15 protein-coding genes are annotated in these 17,415 nt (G+C 41.0%); 10 read left to right on the forward strand and 5 right to left on the reverse strand.

Features of this window, described 5'->3' with window-relative positions; genetic code table 11:
- Positions 1–175 precede the first annotated feature (175 nt).
- Complete coding sequence (locus tag OSJ91_RS05335) at positions 176–337, forward strand: hypothetical protein (protein WP_485891157.1); 162 nt, start codon at positions 176–178, stop codon at positions 335–337.
- Positions 338–412: 75 nt separating this feature from the next.
- On the opposite strand, the gene OSJ91_RS05340 is transcribed toward OSJ91_RS05335, so the two are convergent.
- Positions 413–1,366 (reverse strand): bile acid:sodium symporter family protein, encoded by a 954-nt coding sequence (locus tag OSJ91_RS05340; RefSeq protein ID WP_485891158.1) that lies wholly within the window; start codon positions 1,364–1,366, stop codon positions 413–415.
- Between the two features lie 271 nt (positions 1,367–1,637).
- Here OSJ91_RS05340 and OSJ91_RS05345 point away from each other — a divergent pair, with 271 nt between their 5' ends.
- From OSJ91_RS05345 to cobT, 4 genes are all read left to right on the forward strand, one after another.
- The gene (locus OSJ91_RS05345) at positions 1,638–2,054 is read left to right on the forward strand and encodes an RrF2 family transcriptional regulator (RefSeq protein ID WP_241591505.1); all 417 of its coding nucleotides are present in this window, start codon (positions 1,638–1,640) and stop codon (positions 2,052–2,054) included.
- Between the two features lie 114 nt (positions 2,055–2,168).
- Complete coding sequence (locus tag OSJ91_RS05350) at positions 2,169–2,876, forward strand: nitroreductase family protein (RefSeq protein ID WP_350301520.1); 708 nt, start codon at positions 2,169–2,171, stop codon at positions 2,874–2,876.
- 250 nt (positions 2,877–3,126) lie between these two features.
- On the forward strand, positions 3,127–3,672 hold the full coding sequence (gene lepB / locus OSJ91_RS05355; protein WP_485891159.1) for a signal peptidase I: 546 nt from the start codon (positions 3,127–3,129) through the stop codon (positions 3,670–3,672).
- Positions 3,673–3,804: 132 nt separating this feature from the next.
- Positions 3,805–4,851, forward strand: a complete 1,047-nt coding sequence (gene cobT / locus OSJ91_RS05360; RefSeq protein ID WP_485891160.1) for a nicotinate-nucleotide--dimethylbenzimidazole phosphoribosyltransferase — start codon at positions 3,805–3,807, stop codon at positions 4,849–4,851.
- A gap of 88 nt (positions 4,852–4,939) precedes the next feature.
- Here cobT and OSJ91_RS05365 read toward each other — a convergent pair whose 3' ends face one another.
- Positions 4,940–6,340 carry a sigma-54 interaction domain-containing protein gene (locus tag OSJ91_RS05365; protein WP_434547765.1) on the reverse strand — a complete coding sequence of 467 codons (1,401 nt, stop codon included), beginning with the start codon at positions 6,338–6,340 and terminating at the stop codon, positions 4,940–4,942.
- 250 nt (positions 6,341–6,590) lie between these two features.
- Between OSJ91_RS05365 and OSJ91_RS05370 the strand changes: the two genes are divergently transcribed.
- The 3 genes from OSJ91_RS05370 (at position 6,591) to OSJ91_RS05380 (ending at position 9,876) form a co-directional block, all read left to right on the forward strand.
- Positions 6,591–8,264 (forward strand): alpha-keto acid decarboxylase family protein, encoded by a 1,674-nt coding sequence (locus OSJ91_RS05370; protein ID WP_485891161.1) that lies wholly within the window; start codon positions 6,591–6,593, stop codon positions 8,262–8,264.
- Between the two features lie 900 nt (positions 8,265–9,164).
- On the forward strand, positions 9,165–9,368 hold the full coding sequence (locus OSJ91_RS05375; RefSeq protein ID WP_485891162.1) for a hypothetical protein: 204 nt from the start codon (positions 9,165–9,167) through the stop codon (positions 9,366–9,368).
- A 208-nt stretch (positions 9,369–9,576) separates the two neighbouring features.
- Positions 9,577–9,876, forward strand: coding sequence for a hypothetical protein (locus OSJ91_RS05380; RefSeq protein WP_485891163.1), 300 nt, complete (start codon positions 9,577–9,579; stop codon positions 9,874–9,876).
- Positions 9,877–10,754: 878 nt separating this feature from the next.
- Here OSJ91_RS05380 and OSJ91_RS05385 read toward each other — a convergent pair.
- From OSJ91_RS05385 to OSJ91_RS05395, 3 genes are all read right to left on the reverse strand, one after another.
- Entirely contained in the window at positions 10,755–11,927 is a 1,173-nt protein-coding gene (locus OSJ91_RS05385; protein ID WP_485891164.1) for a C40 family peptidase, read from the reverse strand.
- A 599-nt stretch (positions 11,928–12,526) separates the two neighbouring features.
- Entirely contained in the window at positions 12,527–13,159 is a 633-nt protein-coding gene (locus OSJ91_RS05390; RefSeq protein WP_485891165.1) for a DNA-3-methyladenine glycosylase, read from the reverse strand.
- Positions 13,160–13,268: 109 nt separating this feature from the next.
- On the reverse strand, positions 13,269–14,834 hold the full coding sequence (locus OSJ91_RS05395) for an MDR family MFS transporter (protein ID WP_350301529.1): 1,566 nt from the start codon (positions 14,832–14,834) through the stop codon (positions 13,269–13,271).
- A 275-nt stretch (positions 14,835–15,109) separates the two neighbouring features.
- Between OSJ91_RS05395 and proC the strand changes: the two genes are divergently transcribed.
- On the forward strand, positions 15,110–15,916 hold the full coding sequence (gene proC / locus OSJ91_RS05400) for a pyrroline-5-carboxylate reductase (protein ID WP_485891166.1): 807 nt from the start codon (positions 15,110–15,112) through the stop codon (positions 15,914–15,916).
- An 82-nt stretch (positions 15,917–15,998) separates the two neighbouring features.
- The gene (locus tag OSJ91_RS05405; protein WP_413015927.1) at positions 15,999–17,366 is read left to right on the forward strand and encodes an FAD-binding oxidoreductase; all 1,368 of its coding nucleotides are present in this window, start codon (positions 15,999–16,001) and stop codon (positions 17,364–17,366) included.
- Positions 17,367–17,415 lie beyond the last annotated feature (49 nt).

Below are 17,415 nucleotides of genomic sequence, written 5' to 3' on the forward strand. Positions count from 1 at the left end.
TGGATTAAGTTAAGGGACGAAAATTGGTTGTAGGTCGAATCTGGTTGCAGATCGGAATAAATTGGGCCGTTTTAGTAAGGGGTAATTCGTATCAAATGGCATTCAAAAAAATTACCGCTTGTATTGTAGAATAAATAGATCTTAACACTTAGAAGCCCGACGTGAGTCAAGTTTCTTGGAAATATGGAAACAAAGGAAGCCGGTAAAAAATATTAATAAGAAAATAGGTATGGCAAAAACGGTAAAAAACGAAAAGACGAAAAAAATGCTGCTGACTGCAAATATTAACCAACTGGTAATCAGCAAGCAGCTGGATAAAAAATCTTTGACAGCATGAATCATGAATTTCACCACCGTATGAAGATCTATGTATTGATTATACACTATTTTCCAATGGTGTTGTTTCAACGGGTCACCCTTCATTCACATCACGATGGAAATGCCTTTCCATGATATAGCCAAAAAAGGAGGCAAGCATTTGTTGAAACAGCATGCCAAGTACAACGGGTACCGCGACGGCAGCAGGGAAATAGGTGGTTGCAAGAACGGCTCCAGCACTGATGTTTCGCATGCCGCCTGTAAATGTCAAGGTGATGATATCCGCCTTATCCCATCTTAAATATGCACCGACCATCCAAGAAATGGCATACCCAGAAGCAGCTATGAACAAAACCAAGAAGGACATGATCAGTAATTTCTTATCGAAATGTGTTAAGTAAGGCGCGATTTTTGAACTGTTCAATATGACTACGATTCCAACGCATATCTTGGAAAATGGGGCTAAGCGGGGGGATAGTGTATATTGTATCTTCCCTTTTGTAGCTTGATTCAAGAACATGGCAAGCATGGAGGGAAGAACGACCATACCGATTAATCCTTTCACCATCGAACCCATATCCATTTCGATCGAACCGCCTCCAAAAAGGGATACACTGTAAGGAACGATGAATGGCGAGAGTAGGGTGTCGATCAAGATGATGGTTAGGGCAAGTACGGCATTCCCATTATAAATGGATACCCAGATCATACTGGTGACACCGGTTGGAATCACTACAGCCAGGACTAGGCCGGTAATCGTGAAAGCATCACCATGGAACACTAAATGGCCGAGTCCAAAAGCCCAAACAGGCATAAGCATATGAAGGATGATCAATACGATGAAAACAGGTAAAGGGTGGGTGACTGCCTGTTTAAGAGATTTAAAGTTAGAGCCTAAACTTCCGGAAAAGGTAATGAAGGCAAATATCCATGGGACAAGAAAGGTGTAATCCATTAGATGTTCGGCCAATAATACCCCAATAGCCACGCTTATCGGCGTGATAAGGGGCATAATTTTATCCATTTGTTCATTAATTGTTTTCAGCATGATTCATCCACTTCCTGAGCAAAGTAAATTCTATTAAATAAGTTTACCATATTCCTAAAAATATAATTTGTAAGACAAGAAATTTGTCTATATATTTTTTTCTGGATTATTAAAAATGGATTACTATCACTGCCCTGGAACTCGCATCGTTCCAAAAAGGGTTTAAAGCTTTCCCCGACGACCGAGGGTTTAAGTTTTTAGGCAGGATTGTTCGATGCATCGTTGTATATTCATTGAAAAATAGTTTAAAGTAGAGAGAGAGGTGAAAGAAATGTCAGAAAAGGTATCCAGTATTATGTGGTTTAGTCTTGCCGTACAAGCCCTGCTTGTTCTTGCTGATCATGATGGATTATGTAATAGTAATAAATTGGCCGATAAGCTTGATTCGGAGTCAGGTTTTCTTAGAAAAATATTAAGTAATTTAGTGAAGGCAGGGCTGATTCAAGCGAAGGAGGGCAGGGATGGGGGATATTCACTTGCCAAAAATCCCGAACAAATCATTCTTGCAGATATATACTCTGCAATTAAATCAGAACCTTTTTCAAAAGGCTTTCTTGATGTGAATGATAAAAAATGCTTTCATCCATCTTCTAGAGAAGCGTTATGCGGTTTGAAAAACGAGATGGAGAGCTGGATTATACAAGGCTTGGAACAAAAGACGATCGCTGACTTACTATCAAAATCTTAATGTGAAAAACGAAACTGACAGGGTTTCGTTTTTCTTAAACTGTATTTGACAAAAGAACAGTATGCGTTATATACTGTTCCTGTATTAAATACAGTTAAATGGAGGTCATTATAAATGACAAAAAATATAATGAGTAAAGAAGAGTACCTAAATAAATCGAAAGAATTGAATGTACCGGTTGAAAAACCCAAAGTCCTTAATGATACGGATTTCATTACGGTAGCAAAAGAACGGAGATCTGTTCGCCAGTACGATGCTGAATACGTGATGACTGAAGAAGAAATTCGTGAAATCCTGGATATTGCGATTCAAGCACCATCTTCTTCCAACTTGCAGCCATGGAGATTCCTTGTGATTCAAGATAAGCAAACCCAGCAAGAATTGCTTCCCATCGCAAATAACCAACAACAAATCGTCGATGCATCTGCTGTCATTGCCGTTTTAGCTGATATAGAAGGTTACAAAAATGCAGAGCGGATTTATGGTGAATTAGTCAATAAAGGGATCATGAAGAATGAAATCAAAGAGCCATATGTAGCCTCTATTCTGCATAATTACGGTAATTTTTCTGCTGAAAAGGCTTTAAGTGTAGCCATGATTGACGGTGGCTTGGTTTCCATGCAGATCATGTTGGCTGCAAAAGCAAAAGGATACGATACAGTCCCAATGGGAGGGTTTGATGAAGCCAAATTTGTCGATGCATTCAATGTACCGGAAAACTTCAAGCCTGTCATGTTAATTTCCATTGGAAAAGGAACTAAAGCAGGGTTTGAAAAAGTCCGTTTGCCACTCGATACTATATTGACTTGGAATAAATACTGAGGAAAAAACGTAGTAAAAGGATAGCTAAAATTCGCTATCCTTTTTTTCATGGTTTGAGATTGGCATAGAAAATGATTTAATCTCGCAAGCGATAAATGGATATGTTACAATTTTTCCAGATATTTCTTTGGAATGTCTCCTCAAAAGTCCCCTACGCAAAAGGATATTTTAGGGGATAAACAGAGCTAAAGAATTGCGCTGCAAGCCAATAATTGGTTTAGCCGTTCACAATGGATGGGAGGGAGTCCTTATGAAGAATATGAGAAGTGAAGTGTTTTCGTGGTTGAAAGCCATCTTATTCGCTTTAATGATCGTGTTCATTTGCCAACAGTTTTTATTTACGCCAGTCACAGTAAAAGGTGAATCAATGGAGCCGACGTATGAGAATGATGACCGGATCGTGGTAGCTAAAATCGGAAAGCCGGATCGCTTCGATATGGTCGTATTTTATGCTCCGGACGCGGAAGAGAATTATATAAAAAGAGTGATCGGTCTACCAGGTGACAGTGTCGAAATGAAAGATGATGTCTTATATATCAATGGGAAAAAATATACGGAACCATATTTGAAAACAAAAAAAGGGGAAATTCCGCCTGAAGAAAATCTGACGGAGAATTTCACCCTGAGTGATTTACTTGGGAAATCCAAGGTACCTGCGGGTCATTTATTTGTCATGGGGGATAATCGGAGAAACAGTTGGGATGGAAGAAGATTTGGTTTTATTTCTGAAGAATCACTTGTGGGCAAAGTGAAATTTCGTATCTACCCACTAAATGAAATGGGAGTGCCGAAGTGAATGGATCACAGTGAGTACAAGTGAAAGCTTAGAGGATAATTATGTGGACTAAGTTGTATTTATAGCAGATGATGGATAAGAACCTTTTCCTGTGGTTAAGGTTTTTCATTTTGGTTTGTGGGGGGTATTAATATGACGAATGGGTTGGCTGCCATCTCCATCCCGATGCTGGATGAAGAAATGGGACGGCAGGTTAAAGGACATGTCGATTCGCTGACGGTTCCTCAGGGAAGCCTAGGACGGCTTGAAGAATGGATAATCGAACTGGCGAAGATGACAGGAGAGGCATTTCCGGACATTTCGAAACCGGGGGTGATTGTGTTTGCGGCCGACCATGGAATTACGGAGGAAGGGGTTTCGGCTTATCCAAAAGAAGTGACGGAACAAATGGCTCTCAACTTCCTGAATGACGGTGCTGCCATCAATGTATTAAGCCGGGCGATAGACGCTTACTTGGACATTGTCGATATAGGGATCGATGCAGATATCGAGGCAGCGGGGTTAACTTCGAGAAAAGTCCGCAATGGAACTAGAAACTTTTATAAGGAAGAGGCGATGACAAAGGAAGAAGTAATTCAAGCGCTTGACATTGGATATGACCGTGCAGAGAAAATGATTGCCCGTGGAGCGAACTGCCTGATTCTTGGTGAAATGGGAATCGGAAATACGACTTCCAGTACCGCCATCATCTCCATCGTAAGCGGGAAAAGCGTCGAATCACTAGTGGGGCAGGGAACAGGATTGAAGTCAGAAGGCATTTTACATAAGCAAAGGATAATTGAAGAAGCGATTTCATTAAGAAATCCTAATCCTGATGATCCAATCAATATTTTGATGAATATCGGTGGATTCGAAATTGCAGGTATGGCAGGGGCCATGCTAGCTGCAGCGAATAACCGTATACCGATTCTTGTTGATGGTTTCATTACAACCACGGCTGCTGTATTGGCAAACCTGATTTCCGGACGTGCAGCCGATTATATGTTTGTTGGACATCGATCTGCAGAACCTGGTCATAGAACGGCCATAGAACTGCTTGGCAAGGAGCCGATCCTCGATGTGGGAATGAGAATCGGGGAAGGAACAGGGGCAGCCCTGGCATACCCCATCCTTAAGGCAGCGACATTGGTCATTAAAGAAATGGCAACATTTGAATCTGCAGGCGTGTCAAATAAGTAAGAAACAGGAGACCTTCGATACGCTGGTCTCCTATTTATACAGGTTAAAAAAAGGTGGATACTGCATTGAAACATTCTTTCATCCCACTTTACTTAATGGGCAGGTGATCTTTATATTTCTTCATTTTCCTGACGACGGAAGGCTGGCTGATACCTAAGAATTTAGCCATTTCATATGTGGACTTGCATTGTTTACTCGCTTTCATCATCATCCATTTTTCGACTTGTTCGAGGGCGGTATTGAGATCACTATCATCAACCATCATAGTGTCGATCATTAGGGTATCATCTATTTTCTCCAAAGATTCTTGTCCATGGAAATGGGAGGGGAGAAAGCCTGGGAAAATGATAGAGTCTTCCGAGGTCAAAATGAGCCGTTCAATCAGGTTTTCCAATTCACGCACGTTTCCTGACCATTTATGCTGAATCAGTATTTCGTAAGTCGAGGGGTGCAACTTCTTATCTGTCTTGTATTTCTTGTTGATGATTTCGAGATTATGATTGATTAAGATGGCAATGTCTTCTTTTCTTTCGCGTAATGGCGGTATTTGAATCGGAATCACATTTAAGCGGTAATACAAATCCAGCCTGAATGTTCCCTTTTCCACCATTTCCTCAAGGTTTTGATTGGTTGCCGTCACAAGCCGAAAATCTATCTTATGCTCTTTTTTTCCGCCCACTCTTTTAAAGGTCTTCTCTTGCAGGACATTTAATAACTTCACTTGCATATCCAGGGGAAGCTCCCCGATTTCATCCAGAAATAAGGTTCCGTTATCAGCTTGTTCCACCAGCCCTTGCTTCCCCTGCTTCTGCGCACCGGTAAAGGATCCCGCTTCGTAACCAAACATTTCGGATTCGAAGAGACTTTCTGGGATGGTACTGCAGTTGACTTCGATGAATGGCTCCTTGCTGCGGTAACTCTGATTATGCAGCCGGCGGGCGAAGACGCTCTTTCCCACACCGGATTCCCCAAGTAGCATGACCGTGGCATCCGTTTTGGAAACACGGTGTATCGTTTTCGCGATTTGCCGCATTTCCTTGCTGCGATAGATCAGCTCCTCCTGTTCCCTAAGCTCCTCGACCTCCGATTGGTATTCCTGTATCTTTTTCTCCAATTGACCGTACTGATCCTGGAGGTTCCTGATTTCAGTTTGATCTTGGGCATAGCTAACGACACGAATCAATTCACCATTATCATCAAAGATGGGATAAGCAGTCGACATGACTATTTTTCCTGTCTTCGTTTGCTGCATGATCTGGACAGGTGTTTTCTCTTTCAATACCATGGCGGAAATCGACGGTGAAAGGATTCCTTCCGTTTCGAGCTGGTAAACGGATTTCCCAAGATAATGTTCTGGTTCGATTCCATATATCCACCAATGGTTAGGATTCGTGAATAAAATGAATCCTTTTTCATCGGTCACGGTAATATTGTTATTGGATGTGTTGATGATGCATTCCAAAACCCTTTTGACATTGTTATCACTCATCACTTTCCCCCTTATCCTCTTTTCCGGTGATTCAAATATAAATCAAAAACAGAGGTGAATCAAGAATTTTCAGATATTTTGATTTGGAATTGAATCATTTATGACAGTATGCCTGCGATAATCTCACTCACTTCAATACATCAAGGCTAAAACTAGAGTAATAGAGTAGCGAACTACCTTACTTACGGTTAACCTACTTATGTTTGGGTATAAATAAAATAAAGAGTAATCGATTGAAGGAGTGATTGAATTGGCTGAAAATACAACCTTGGGACAATATTTATACGACTGCTTAAAAGCAGAAGGCATTACAGAGATTTTTGGTGTGCCAGGAGACTATAATTTCTCATTGTTAGATACTTTGGAAGATTACGATGGGATTGAGTTTATTAATGGACGAAATGAACTCAATGCTGGATACGCAGCGGACGCTTATGCCCGGGTGAAGGGCTTGTCGGCACTGATCACCACCTTTGGTGTCGGTGAAATGAGCGCATGTAATGCAATCGCTGGAGCGTACAGTGAAAATGTGCCGCTCATCCATATTGTCGGCTCGCCAAAGTCCATGATGCAACAGGAGAAGGAGCTTGCCCATCATACGTTAATGGACGGAGATTTTGATGTTTTCCGTAAGATTTATGAGCATATCACCAGTTATACGGCGATTCTTACACCAGAAAACGCGGCTAGGGAGATACCGGCTGCAATCAGAATCGCGAAAGAAAAGAAAAAGCCCGTTTATTTGGTAGTAGCTATCGATCTCGTTGAAAAACCGTTGATTTCCCACAGTGAGGTTTCTGAAAATGTGGCCAAAACAAATGTCGATGCGTTGCAGTCAGCAGTGAAGCATATAAAAGGTATGCTAGAACATGTAAATAAAGCGGTTCTGCTTGTCGACGTAAAAACACTTCGCTATAACTTGCAGAAACCCGTTTTGAAGCTCGCTGAGAGGTTAAATGTTCCGGTTGCTTCGTTAATGCAGGGAAAAAGCGGGTTTGATGAGAGCCATCCTCAGTATATTGGTGTATACGGCGGAGCTTTCGGAAGTAAGGATGTAACTCAAACTGTTGAAGAAGCGGATTTCATCATAGCTGTTGGTGCAGTTTGGTCAGACGTCAATACTTCCAAAGGTACAGCAAAGCTTGACCCGTTGAAAATGGTGGAAATTCAACCTGACACATTAAAAGTGGGGGCAGCCAGTTATATGAATGTCAGGGCGGAGGAAATTCTAAGTGCGCTCCAGGACATTGGCTACCGGCAGAACGAATCTGTCGGAACCATCTCGTTTCCGTATGACACAATGGTGGAAGACCCATCAGCACCTCTGGAAGCGGCTTCCTATTATCCACGGATTCAGCAAATGTTGAAGGAAAATGACATTGTGGTCACGGAAACAGGAACATTCTCTTATGGCATGTCACAGGTCAGATTGCCGAAAGGGGCAACCTATATTGCACAGGGAGGCTGGCAAAGCATCGGTTATGCTACCCCCGCAGCTTTCGGAGCTTGTATAGCGGATAGAAACCGGCGTGTTCTTTTGTTTACCGGGGACGGCTCGATACAGCTGACAGCACAGGAAATAAGCTCGATGCTGGAGAACGGCTGTAAGCCCATCGTGTTTATCCTCAACAATAACGGCTATACGATAGAAAAATTCTTAAATGTAAAAGTCGATATAGAAAAACAGAAATACAACGAGATACCAGAGTGGAATTATACAAAACTGGCTGAAGCGTTTGGTCAAGAGGCATTCACAGCACGAGTCGAGACGAATGGTGAACTGGATGATGCCATTGCAAATGCCCAGGACATGAACGCCGATAAACTTTGCCTTATAGAATTGGTCGTGAAAGATCAAATGGATGCACCGGATTATTTGAAAAAAATGAGGCAGTATCTTGAAAAGCAAGAGAAACTAAAGTAATGCCATGTTCGAAATGCACTCACCCCTGATTAAAACACTGGATTGAAGAAATATGCGACACTCCTGCCGAATAACTGGCTAGCCGAGACCCCACAGGCGCTTGCTTTGAGTTGGCTGGGCAGAAAGCCGGCGGAAAGGGAGCGGATTTCTGAAATCGACTGGAACGTTTTTTAGTAAAAACTGTAGGCGAACTTTTCATCGAGTGTGGCGACAAAATGTGGTTCGGAGTCCGAATAATGAGGTGAAAGTCGAAAAAAATTCGTGAACGGTCGAATAAAGTGCCTCAACGGTCGAATAAAGTGCGGGATAGGTCGAATAAAGTGCCTCAACGGTCGAATACTGTCCGGGATAGGTTGAATACAGTGCGTGAACGACCGAATACAGTGAGGCTTAGGTCGATAAACTGTGTCAACGGCCCAAGACAGTGCAGCTGTTCGAATACTATGCTCCGGCCTTGATGGTTTTTACTGTAATCGTTACTGGATTGAAGAAATATGCGACACTCCTGCCGAATAACTGGTAGCCGAGACACCACAGGCGTTTGCTTTGAGGTGGCTGGGCAGAAAGCCGGAGGAAAGGAAACGGATTTCTGAAATCGACTGGAACGTTTTTGAAAGAAAAAAGCTCAGGCAAACTTACTCTTCTTATTAGTATACTTTCTGAAAAGGTCTTCTGTGATGAAGGCCTTTTTTTGTTGGTAATCTAGATACTGCACGGCCCGATCAAGGACAAGAATGACAATACCAATATTGGTAACTGTCATTTCAAAATTGAAACCAAGAATTTTTAAAATAAGAGTATTATGAAAATATCATGAAGTAATAGGAAAAATATTTTTCCTTAGCAGAGAAAACCATTCTTTTTCCGGCTAGCAATTTCTGTAGAGAAGGAGGCCAAAAAATGCGTAAAAATGTATCATTAGCGCGGTTAATAGAGTCGAATAAAGAAAATCTCAACAATAATCAGCTGTTCATAGATCTTATAGAAGAAAAAGTCCATAGAAAGCAAATGGAAATGCAGGAAAGACATTTAACAAAACAGGCAGGTGAAGAGAATGTTATTAAGAAGAGCCTGGTTATTACAACAAACGGTGGTCTATCATAGAAAAAAGAAGGATGAAATAGCCCAACGAAAGGAATTATCGAGCTTGGAAGGAGTCCGTATCAATAAACAACTTAATTATGCGATTATGGAGATGCAAAGGTTAATGCGCCAGGTATGAGGAAAGAGAGGATAATGGAATAAATACAATAGGACGGATCTTCGGAGCCCCAATAAAACTGCAGAAGCTTGTTATCCGGCATATCAATGTATGTCTAAATCAATTTTGCCAACAAATCACAAATTGTATTTTAGTAATAAGAATAGATCAAAAGGATTATTAGTCGGTTCATTAGCAATAGGAGCTGCTGGTTTGATTCCTGGAATGAGTGTTACATCATTTTTAGCTGGCTCTGCATTTGGAATAAAGGAATATACAAAGGGCTATATGTCATACAAGGTATATATCAAAAGAAGTTCAAAATCTAATAAAAAAGGACAACTTAAATTTGTATATTATAAAGAGAAGAATTTTAAGGGGGCAACTAAAACTACCTATTCAGATTTTTAAATTGAAAAGTGGTGTTGATAATGAGTAAGTATTGGTCTTATAAAATCTTTTTAACTGGTGTGTTTATTATTGCTACTATTATCTTTTACAAATTTGGGTTTACTAGTGAAGGTTTAGTTTACTTTGTATGTTTTGCAATACTTTTAAGTGTTTTGAGTATTTTTAATCGTAAAATCAACTATAAGAAAAAGACTTAATACTTTAACAAATTAAAAATAAATTTCCAGTTATAAATAATAAACCACAATTGAATTATTGCGCTTTTATGCGATTGTGGAGATGTAAAGGTTAATGCGGAAGAAATGAGTCAAAAAGATAATGATGTGGGAACATTTGTAGGTAACGGTGTAAAACGCTTTTTAATTTTTTGAATATTATATCAATTTATATTAAGAGAGTCTTGGAGCCATTAACCCTACCCCTTGTTTTGCCTTGAGAAAGGTAACTGCTCTGAAGTCACGCCAGATAATATAAATGATAATTGTTGGATAGGAGCCAGGATACTATTTTGTCAGGTGTGTAATTGGCGGAATCGATAGTGACTAAAAGTATTTATGCTACAATTTTCAATCATTGCGGGTAATCCAGCAAAAGTGATGAAAATGTTACTTACTAAAGAGACTAATAGAACTGAAAAAAAATATATATTTTTGATGAAAATATGACCACTATCTTACAATGGAAGGACTCCTTAGGAGATAATCTGAAATGGAAGCTTGTTTTCCTCCATTACAAAGGAAATTGTAATATGGAACCTGCTAGTGCATTTGTATCGTAACACGAGTTGGCGGCTATTTTACATTATGATACGCAAAAAAGCGTGTATGATATTTTATCAAAACACGCTTTTTGCTCTTAATCGTGTACTGCCATCACATTTAGTTAAGAACTCGGACTGCCTTCACAAAGCTAGGTCCCCAGTAAGAATTGTTAATGTTAGCGTAGGAAACACCTTTAGATGTCGAAGCATTCAGCATTTGACCGTTACCGGCATAAATTCCTACATGATTGATTACTCCATCATTATTGGTATCGAAAAATACTAAATCCCCTTTTTGCAGGGCTTTCGAGGATACAGCTGTACCAACGTGTGATTGTGCCACTGAATTTCGAGGCAAGGAAATACCTGCACTTTGGAATGCCCTTAATGTGAAAGAAGAGCAATCAAATACGTCAGTGCGTGAAGTGCTCGCACCGTAAACATACTTGGCTCCCATGTATTTGGCTCCAGCTGCCAAAACTTGATCCGCTTTGGTCGATTTGGACGGTTTATTAATTGCAGATGCCGAGGCCTTCCCTGAAACACGGATGGTTTGGCCGATACGAATACGATCTGAATTAGAAATATTAGGGTTTATTTTAAGTAAGGCACTAAGGGAAAGGTTATATCTTTTAGCGATTGTTGATAAGGAATCCCCTAATTTAACGACATAAACGTCTGTTGTATTTTTACTTTTATCCGGATTGCTGGTAATGGCATTAACCTTCAAGACCTGGCCGGGAAAAATGAGAGTGCTAGTCAAATGGTTTATAGACTTTAATTGTTGGACAGTCATATTATTGACTCTGGCAATTTTGCCCAGTGTATCCCCGGATTTGACTTTATATGTAGCATTTGAACTGTTTTTAGCCGGAGAGCTGGACCCAGAGGCTTGTCCGGAAACCCGGATGGTTTGGCCAATATATATCCGGTCCGAATTAGAAATGTCAGTGTTTAATTTAAGCAGGGCACTAAGGGAAAGGTTATATTTATTCGCAATTTTTGATAAAGAATCCCCAAGTTTAACCACATATTTTTCGGTTTTATCTTTATTTTTATCTGTACGGTTGTTAAGAGTATTAAATTTCAAGACTTGGCCGGGAAAAATAAGGTTACTAGTCAAATGGTTTTGAGATTTTAAGTGCTGGACAGTTGTATTATTGGCTTTAGAGATTTTATCTAGGGTGTCCCCTGATTTAACTTGATAAGAACCAGCATAAGCAGAAGTGCCGGCGATTAGGGTACCTATAATGGTCCCCGCAAGAATGAAAGAGTTTTTAGAATTGTTCATTTAGGAAAGTTCCTCCTGATGTGGTAAAAAAATATCTAGCATTTATATTATAAAGGTATGGAATATAAAAAACATGGCACATATCAATAAAATTCAACTTTTTCATCATTTTTCGGGTTATTCTGTTACAGGAAAATGGGAGTCTGTTACATCGGGCGGGTTCATTGGAGTATAAGGGGACCAAATCTTGGAATTTCGCATAAATGGATAGCTAGTAAACTCAAAAGAGCATTTCATAAAATGGAAGTTTGAGTTACGGTAATTAAAAGAAAGGTAAGAATAACATATCCTTACCTTTCCGTGATTAATTTTTTAATATTGTCTATAAATGTAGAGATCATCAGGTTCAGCGATTTTACTATGTGATGATACTTTGAATAGGGGAATGTTTTCTTGATTTTATAGTGATATATGGAATACATACAAACATTTAGATGATTCCAGATATAAGGACAACGTATCCTTCGTTCCTTTTGGGCTAGTGTCTGATGCTTCATTCACGACTTTTTGAGATTTCGAGATGCTTATGGACATTGTAAAATCCCCTCAAGTTGTGTAACATCCACAGAATTTACACTGTTCACTTAGAGGGGATAAAATCATGGTTTATTTTTCGGTACAGCTTTATTAATTAGGTTTTTACGCGATATAAACGGATTGTCGGTAACCCAGAAACGCCAAGGGTAATCTTTTGCTACCCCGGAGTTGTCGATTCCGACGCGCGGGCCGCTGGATATGTGTTCAGGCTTTTTTCCGGCAGCTAGATATAGCGGGGGATCTGTAAAAGATCGACCATAATCATCCATGGTGATGCCCAGTGCCTTTGTTAGCTTCCCTGGTCCATCGGTCCATTTACGAATATCGGCAATTCCTCGTCTTTCACGCATTAACTCGAGCCCTGAATAGGGTTCAACCGCCCGGATTAAAATGGCTTCCGGATTTTCAGGCCCTCCGCTTACGACATTGACCAGTGTATGTGTGTGCATGACGTATGTATAGATCAAACCGGAATTTCCGAACATCACTTCCGTCCGTTTTGTCCTTCTATTTCCAAAACTATGTGCGGCCCTGTCACCAGGTCCAATATAGGCCTCTGTTTCAACAATGAATCCAGAAGCGGTTCCATCCGCTGTTTCTTTTACAATCAGGCAGCCAAGAAGGGATTTTGCCAGTTCAAGGGTGGGCTGCTGATAAAAATCCGCAGGTAAAATTGAATCGTTTATCTTGTTCATGATATCACTCCATTTAGTCTCATATAGGTAAAATTCCCTTATCAATGAAAAAGAAACATGAAGGGAAAAAAAAGGCCGGCTGATTATATCAGCCGGTCCCGAGCATTTTTTAGCCTAATTCCTTTTCCGTTTCTTGATCTTTTTTGATTCGGCCCGAACCCACGGAAAGTGCCACTAATATCCCCGCGGAAACAAAAAAGATACCGGTGATGAAAACACTGGAGAATGCATCGATCCAAGCATTTTCAATCGTTTTTACAAGGATAGTGCTGACTTCTGCGGGCATTTTAAGGTTTTCAGGATAAAGCATGATGTTGAATAACGCATCCGTTTTATCGGCTAATGCTTTCAGTGCCTCATGCAATATAGGGTCCTTTTGACTTACGACCGCATCATCCATATTTTGCTGGAGATTGTGATTCATGACAGCATTCAAAATCGTGATGCCCATCGTTCCTCCTATTGATCGGAAGAATGTCGAAGCCGCTGTAACCGACCCTAGCTGCGATTTTGGAAATTCGTTTTGAACGGCAATCATCAATGTCGGCATGACAAGACCCATACCTATCCCAAGGATGGCCATGTATGAGTACGCAGTGAATATAGTCGTACTGCCGTCCATCATGCTCATTAGGAAAAAGCCAAGCGTCGCAAAGGCCATTCCAAAGGTGAGCACGGTACGAAAACGGAATTTCAAAAGTAACCGCCCGCCAATGATGCTGGAAAGAATCATACCGATCATCATCGGAGTCATGGTCGACCCCGCTTTTGTTGGTGAAACTCCCAAAACGCCTTGCATGAACAGCGGGACGAACATGATTGCCCCGAACATGCCAAGGCCAAGCAGGAATCCCAAAATATTCGTGGTGGAAAAAACTCTATTTTTAAAAAGGGATAAATCAAGGATCGGTTCGACCGCTCTTCTTTCAAAAAAGATGAATAGGGCAATGAAGACAATGGTGCTGCCGAAAATCAAGATAGATTCTAATGATAACCATTCGAATTTATCACCACCGAAGGTCAAGCCAAGCAATAACAGGACAATACCAGGAATCAAGGTGAAAATCCCTAGATAATCGATATTCACTTTCTCTGTTTTCCTTATCGCTTCATGTTTCAATCCTACATAAATCAAAATGGCAGATAGTAAGCCCGTCGGTACATTGATCAAAAAGATCCAATGCCAGCTGATATGGTCAACGATCAGGCCGCCCAGAAAAGGGCCGATGACAGAACTTAAACCAAAAAGGGCTCCGAATACTCCCTGCCATTTGGCTCTTTGTTCCGCAGAGAATATATCGCCGATGATTGTTTGGGATAAAGGCATGATCATTCCGCCGCCGATTCCCTGCAGACCCCTGTAGATGATCAATTGTTCCATCGAAGTGGCTGTGGCACATAAAAACGAACCGATCGTAAATATGATTGTGCCAAGCAGATAAAGGGAACGCCTGCCATATAAATCAGATAGCTTTCCAACAATGGGTACAACAGTCGTTGAGGCTATTAAATAGGCAGTCGTTACCCATGCAAAGATGGTGAAACCATTCAATTGCCCGATAATTGTCGGCATGGCGGTACCGACGATCGTCTGTTCCAATGAACTGAAAAACATTCCTATGATCAATCCTGTTAAGACAAGCTTGGTATTGACCGCTTTTTTTTCCATTTGCATAGCATTTCTCCATTCCTATAACTGTATTCCTTATTCATTTGTGACTAATAGGTCAAAATTATAAATCTCTAATGACCATTTAGTCAACATCTTTTTTATTTAATTGCTTGACTATATTGCGTAAAGGTGGATTTAAAAATACATCCATATCACTTAAGTAATTCGACCAGAAACCACCAAATCCTTCCTTATTAATATCTCCAACGTGTTTCCATTTATCATATCCGATATAATAAGAAAGAATATAGATGAACTTATGATTGGAAGTGTAAGATATGAATAAAAAAATCGGGTTTATTGGATGCGGCAAAATGGGTGAGGCAATGCTTGAGGGCATGCTGCTTGCAGAGGTCATTTCACCTGAAGGGATCATGGTCAGTACTGCGAGTGTGGAGACCAAAACTAAAATCACCACGAAATATAAGGTTAAAGGTACTTTGGATAATAAAGAGGTTGCCGGTTTTGCCGATTTTCTCTTTCTAGGAATCCAGCCTGCCATGCATAAGCAAGTGCTTGAAGAAGTGAAGAATCATGTTAAAGAAGACGCTGTGATCATTACTATGGCAGCAGGGATCACTGTATCACTAGTTGAGAACAGCTTCGTAAAAAGAGTGAAGGTTGTCCGGACGATGCCAAACACTCCTTCGCTTGTTGGTGAAGGCATGACTGCCATGAGCATTAATGATCAAATTACCGATGCTGATATAGAGGGTGTGACTGCACTGCTGAATAGTTTCGGTAAAACGGAAATCCTGCATGAAGATTTGATGGACGCAGTACCGGCCATCAGCGGTTCGTCGCCTGCTTATGTATATATGTTCATCGAGGCGCTGGCTGATGGAGGGGTCCGTGACGGCATTCCACGAAAACAAGCATACCGAATGGCAGCACAAGCTGTAATGGGAGCTGCTAAAATGGTACTGGAAACGGAAAGACATCCTGCTGCTTTAAAGGATGATGTCTGCACGCCGGGCGGTTCAACGATAGCTGCCGTAGCGACTTTAGAAGAAAATCAGCTAAGATCCAGCATTCTGCAAGCAATGAAGGCATGCACGGATAAAACGAAAGGTTTCAGTAAATGAAGAAAGATGGATTGCCTATTAGCGGGCAATCTCGTCCATTTTACATTTTCAGAATGTTTGGTGAAAAAGAGGAGGCTGCATAATGACTGGTTATATAGAAGAATTAAGGAAGATTCTGACGGAAGAACAGGTAACGGTGAATGAAACATTATTGGAGCAGCACAGCCATGATGAATCATATCACACTCCGCACCTTCCGGATATGGTCATATATCCAAGGGATACTGCGGAAGTAAGCGCAGTCATGCGTTATGCGAATGAGCATGAAATACCGGTCATTCCTTTTGGATTAGGTTCAAGTTTGGAGGGGCATGTCGTTCCAGTCAAAGGGGGAATTTCCTTGGATTTGTCTTTGATGAATCGAATATTGGAAATCAGGGAAAATGATTTCCTTGTGAAGGTCCAGCCAGGTGTGACTAGGACGCAGCTCAATAAAGAATTAAAAAAATACGGTTTGTTCTTTTCCGTCGACCCTGGTGCCGATGCTACATTGGGAGGGATGGCAGCTACGAATGCAAGTGGGACGACCTCGGTCAAATATGGGATTATGCGCGATCAAGTCAGGGATTTGGAAATAGTTTTAGCAAACGGTCAAGTGATTCATTCCGGAAGTTTAGCGACAAAATCATCTTCAGGCATTCATTTGAATGGCTTGTTTGTCGGTTCTGAAGGTACGCTGGGAGTATTTACTGAACTGACATTAAAGGTGTATGGCATTCCTGAAGTCACAATGGCTGGGAGAGCATCATTTCCAACCGTCGAACAGGCAGTATCTGCGGTTAATGGGATCATGCTTGCTGGTATTCCGATTGCACGAATTGAATTGGTTGATGCCGAGTCCATAAAAAAAGTTAATCAATTCATGGACAAATCCTATGAAGTCAAACCAACTTTATTCCTCGAGTTTCATGGGAATTTTGCCGGACTGGAACAGGACGTCAAATTTGCCAAGGAAATCGTAAGTGATTTTGGCTGTGGGGATATCCAGTTTGAAACCGATTCAAAAGCACGGAATGCCTTATGGGAAGCGCGCCATAATCTCGCGTACGCATTCATTCACAGCGCCCCGGGGAAGAAACTGATGGTGACCGACGTAAGTGTGCCCCTTCATGAATTATCGAATGCCATACTGGATACAAGGAAGAAAGTCGAACAATCCAAAGTGGAGGGGGCGATTGTAGGACATGTAGGTGACGGGAATTATCACGTATTGTTCATGATCGATCTGAAAAATCCTGAAGAAGTTAAAGAAGCGAAAAGGTTAAATGAAGAAATCGTCGAGTATGCATTAACCAGAGGCGGTACATGTACGGGTGAACATGGGGTGGGCCTTGGAAAATCGAAGTATCAGCGAAGGGAGCATGGAGCAGCTTACGAAGTGATGAAAACGATCAAACAGGCTTTGGATCCAAAAGGAATAATGAATCCCGGGAAGATCTTCATAGATTAAGAGGAATATTCTATTTTGTTAGATTAGTAATAACATCAACCGGGGAAAG

The organism is Bacillus sp. T-10(2022) (assembly GCF_056502895.1).

Bases quoted from the DNA above. Each gene is read 5' to 3' on its own strand.
- OSJ91_RS05340 (WP_485891158.1), bottom strand. From the start codon at position 1,366: ATGCTGAAAACAATTAATGAACAAATGGATAAAATTATGCCCCTTATC.
- OSJ91_RS05345 (WP_241591505.1), top strand. From the start codon at position 1,638: ATGTCAGAAAAGGTATCCAGTATTATGTGGTTTAGTCTTGCCGTACAA.
- OSJ91_RS05350 (WP_350301520.1), top strand. From the start codon at position 2,169: ATGACAAAAAATATAATGAGTAAAGAAGAGTACCTAAATAAATCGAAA.
- lepB (WP_485891159.1), top strand. From the start codon at position 3,127: ATGAAGAATATGAGAAGTGAAGTGTTTTCGTGGTTGAAAGCCATCTTA.
- cobT (WP_485891160.1), top strand. From the start codon at position 3,805: ATGACGAATGGGTTGGCTGCCATCTCCATCCCGATGCTGGATGAAGAA.
- OSJ91_RS05365 (WP_434547765.1), bottom strand. From the start codon at position 6,340: ATGAGTGATAACAATGTCAAAAGGGTTTTGGAATGCATCATCAACACA.
- OSJ91_RS05375 (WP_485891162.1), top strand. From the start codon at position 9,165: ATGCGTAAAAATGTATCATTAGCGCGGTTAATAGAGTCGAATAAAGAA.
- OSJ91_RS05380 (WP_485891163.1), top strand. From the start codon at position 9,577: ATGTCTAAATCAATTTTGCCAACAAATCACAAATTGTATTTTAGTAAT.
- OSJ91_RS05385 (WP_485891164.1), bottom strand. From the start codon at position 11,927: ATGAACAATTCTAAAAACTCTTTCATTCTTGCGGGGACCATTATAGGT.
- OSJ91_RS05390 (WP_485891165.1), bottom strand. From the start codon at position 13,159: ATGAACAAGATAAACGATTCAATTTTACCTGCGGATTTTTATCAGCAG.
- OSJ91_RS05395 (WP_350301529.1), bottom strand. From the start codon at position 14,834: ATGCAAATGGAAAAAAAAGCGGTCAATACCAAGCTTGTCTTAACAGGA.
- proC (WP_485891166.1), top strand. From the start codon at position 15,110: ATGAATAAAAAAATCGGGTTTATTGGATGCGGCAAAATGGGTGAGGCA.
- OSJ91_RS05405 (WP_413015927.1), top strand. From the start codon at position 15,999: ATGACTGGTTATATAGAAGAATTAAGGAAGATTCTGACGGAAGAACAG.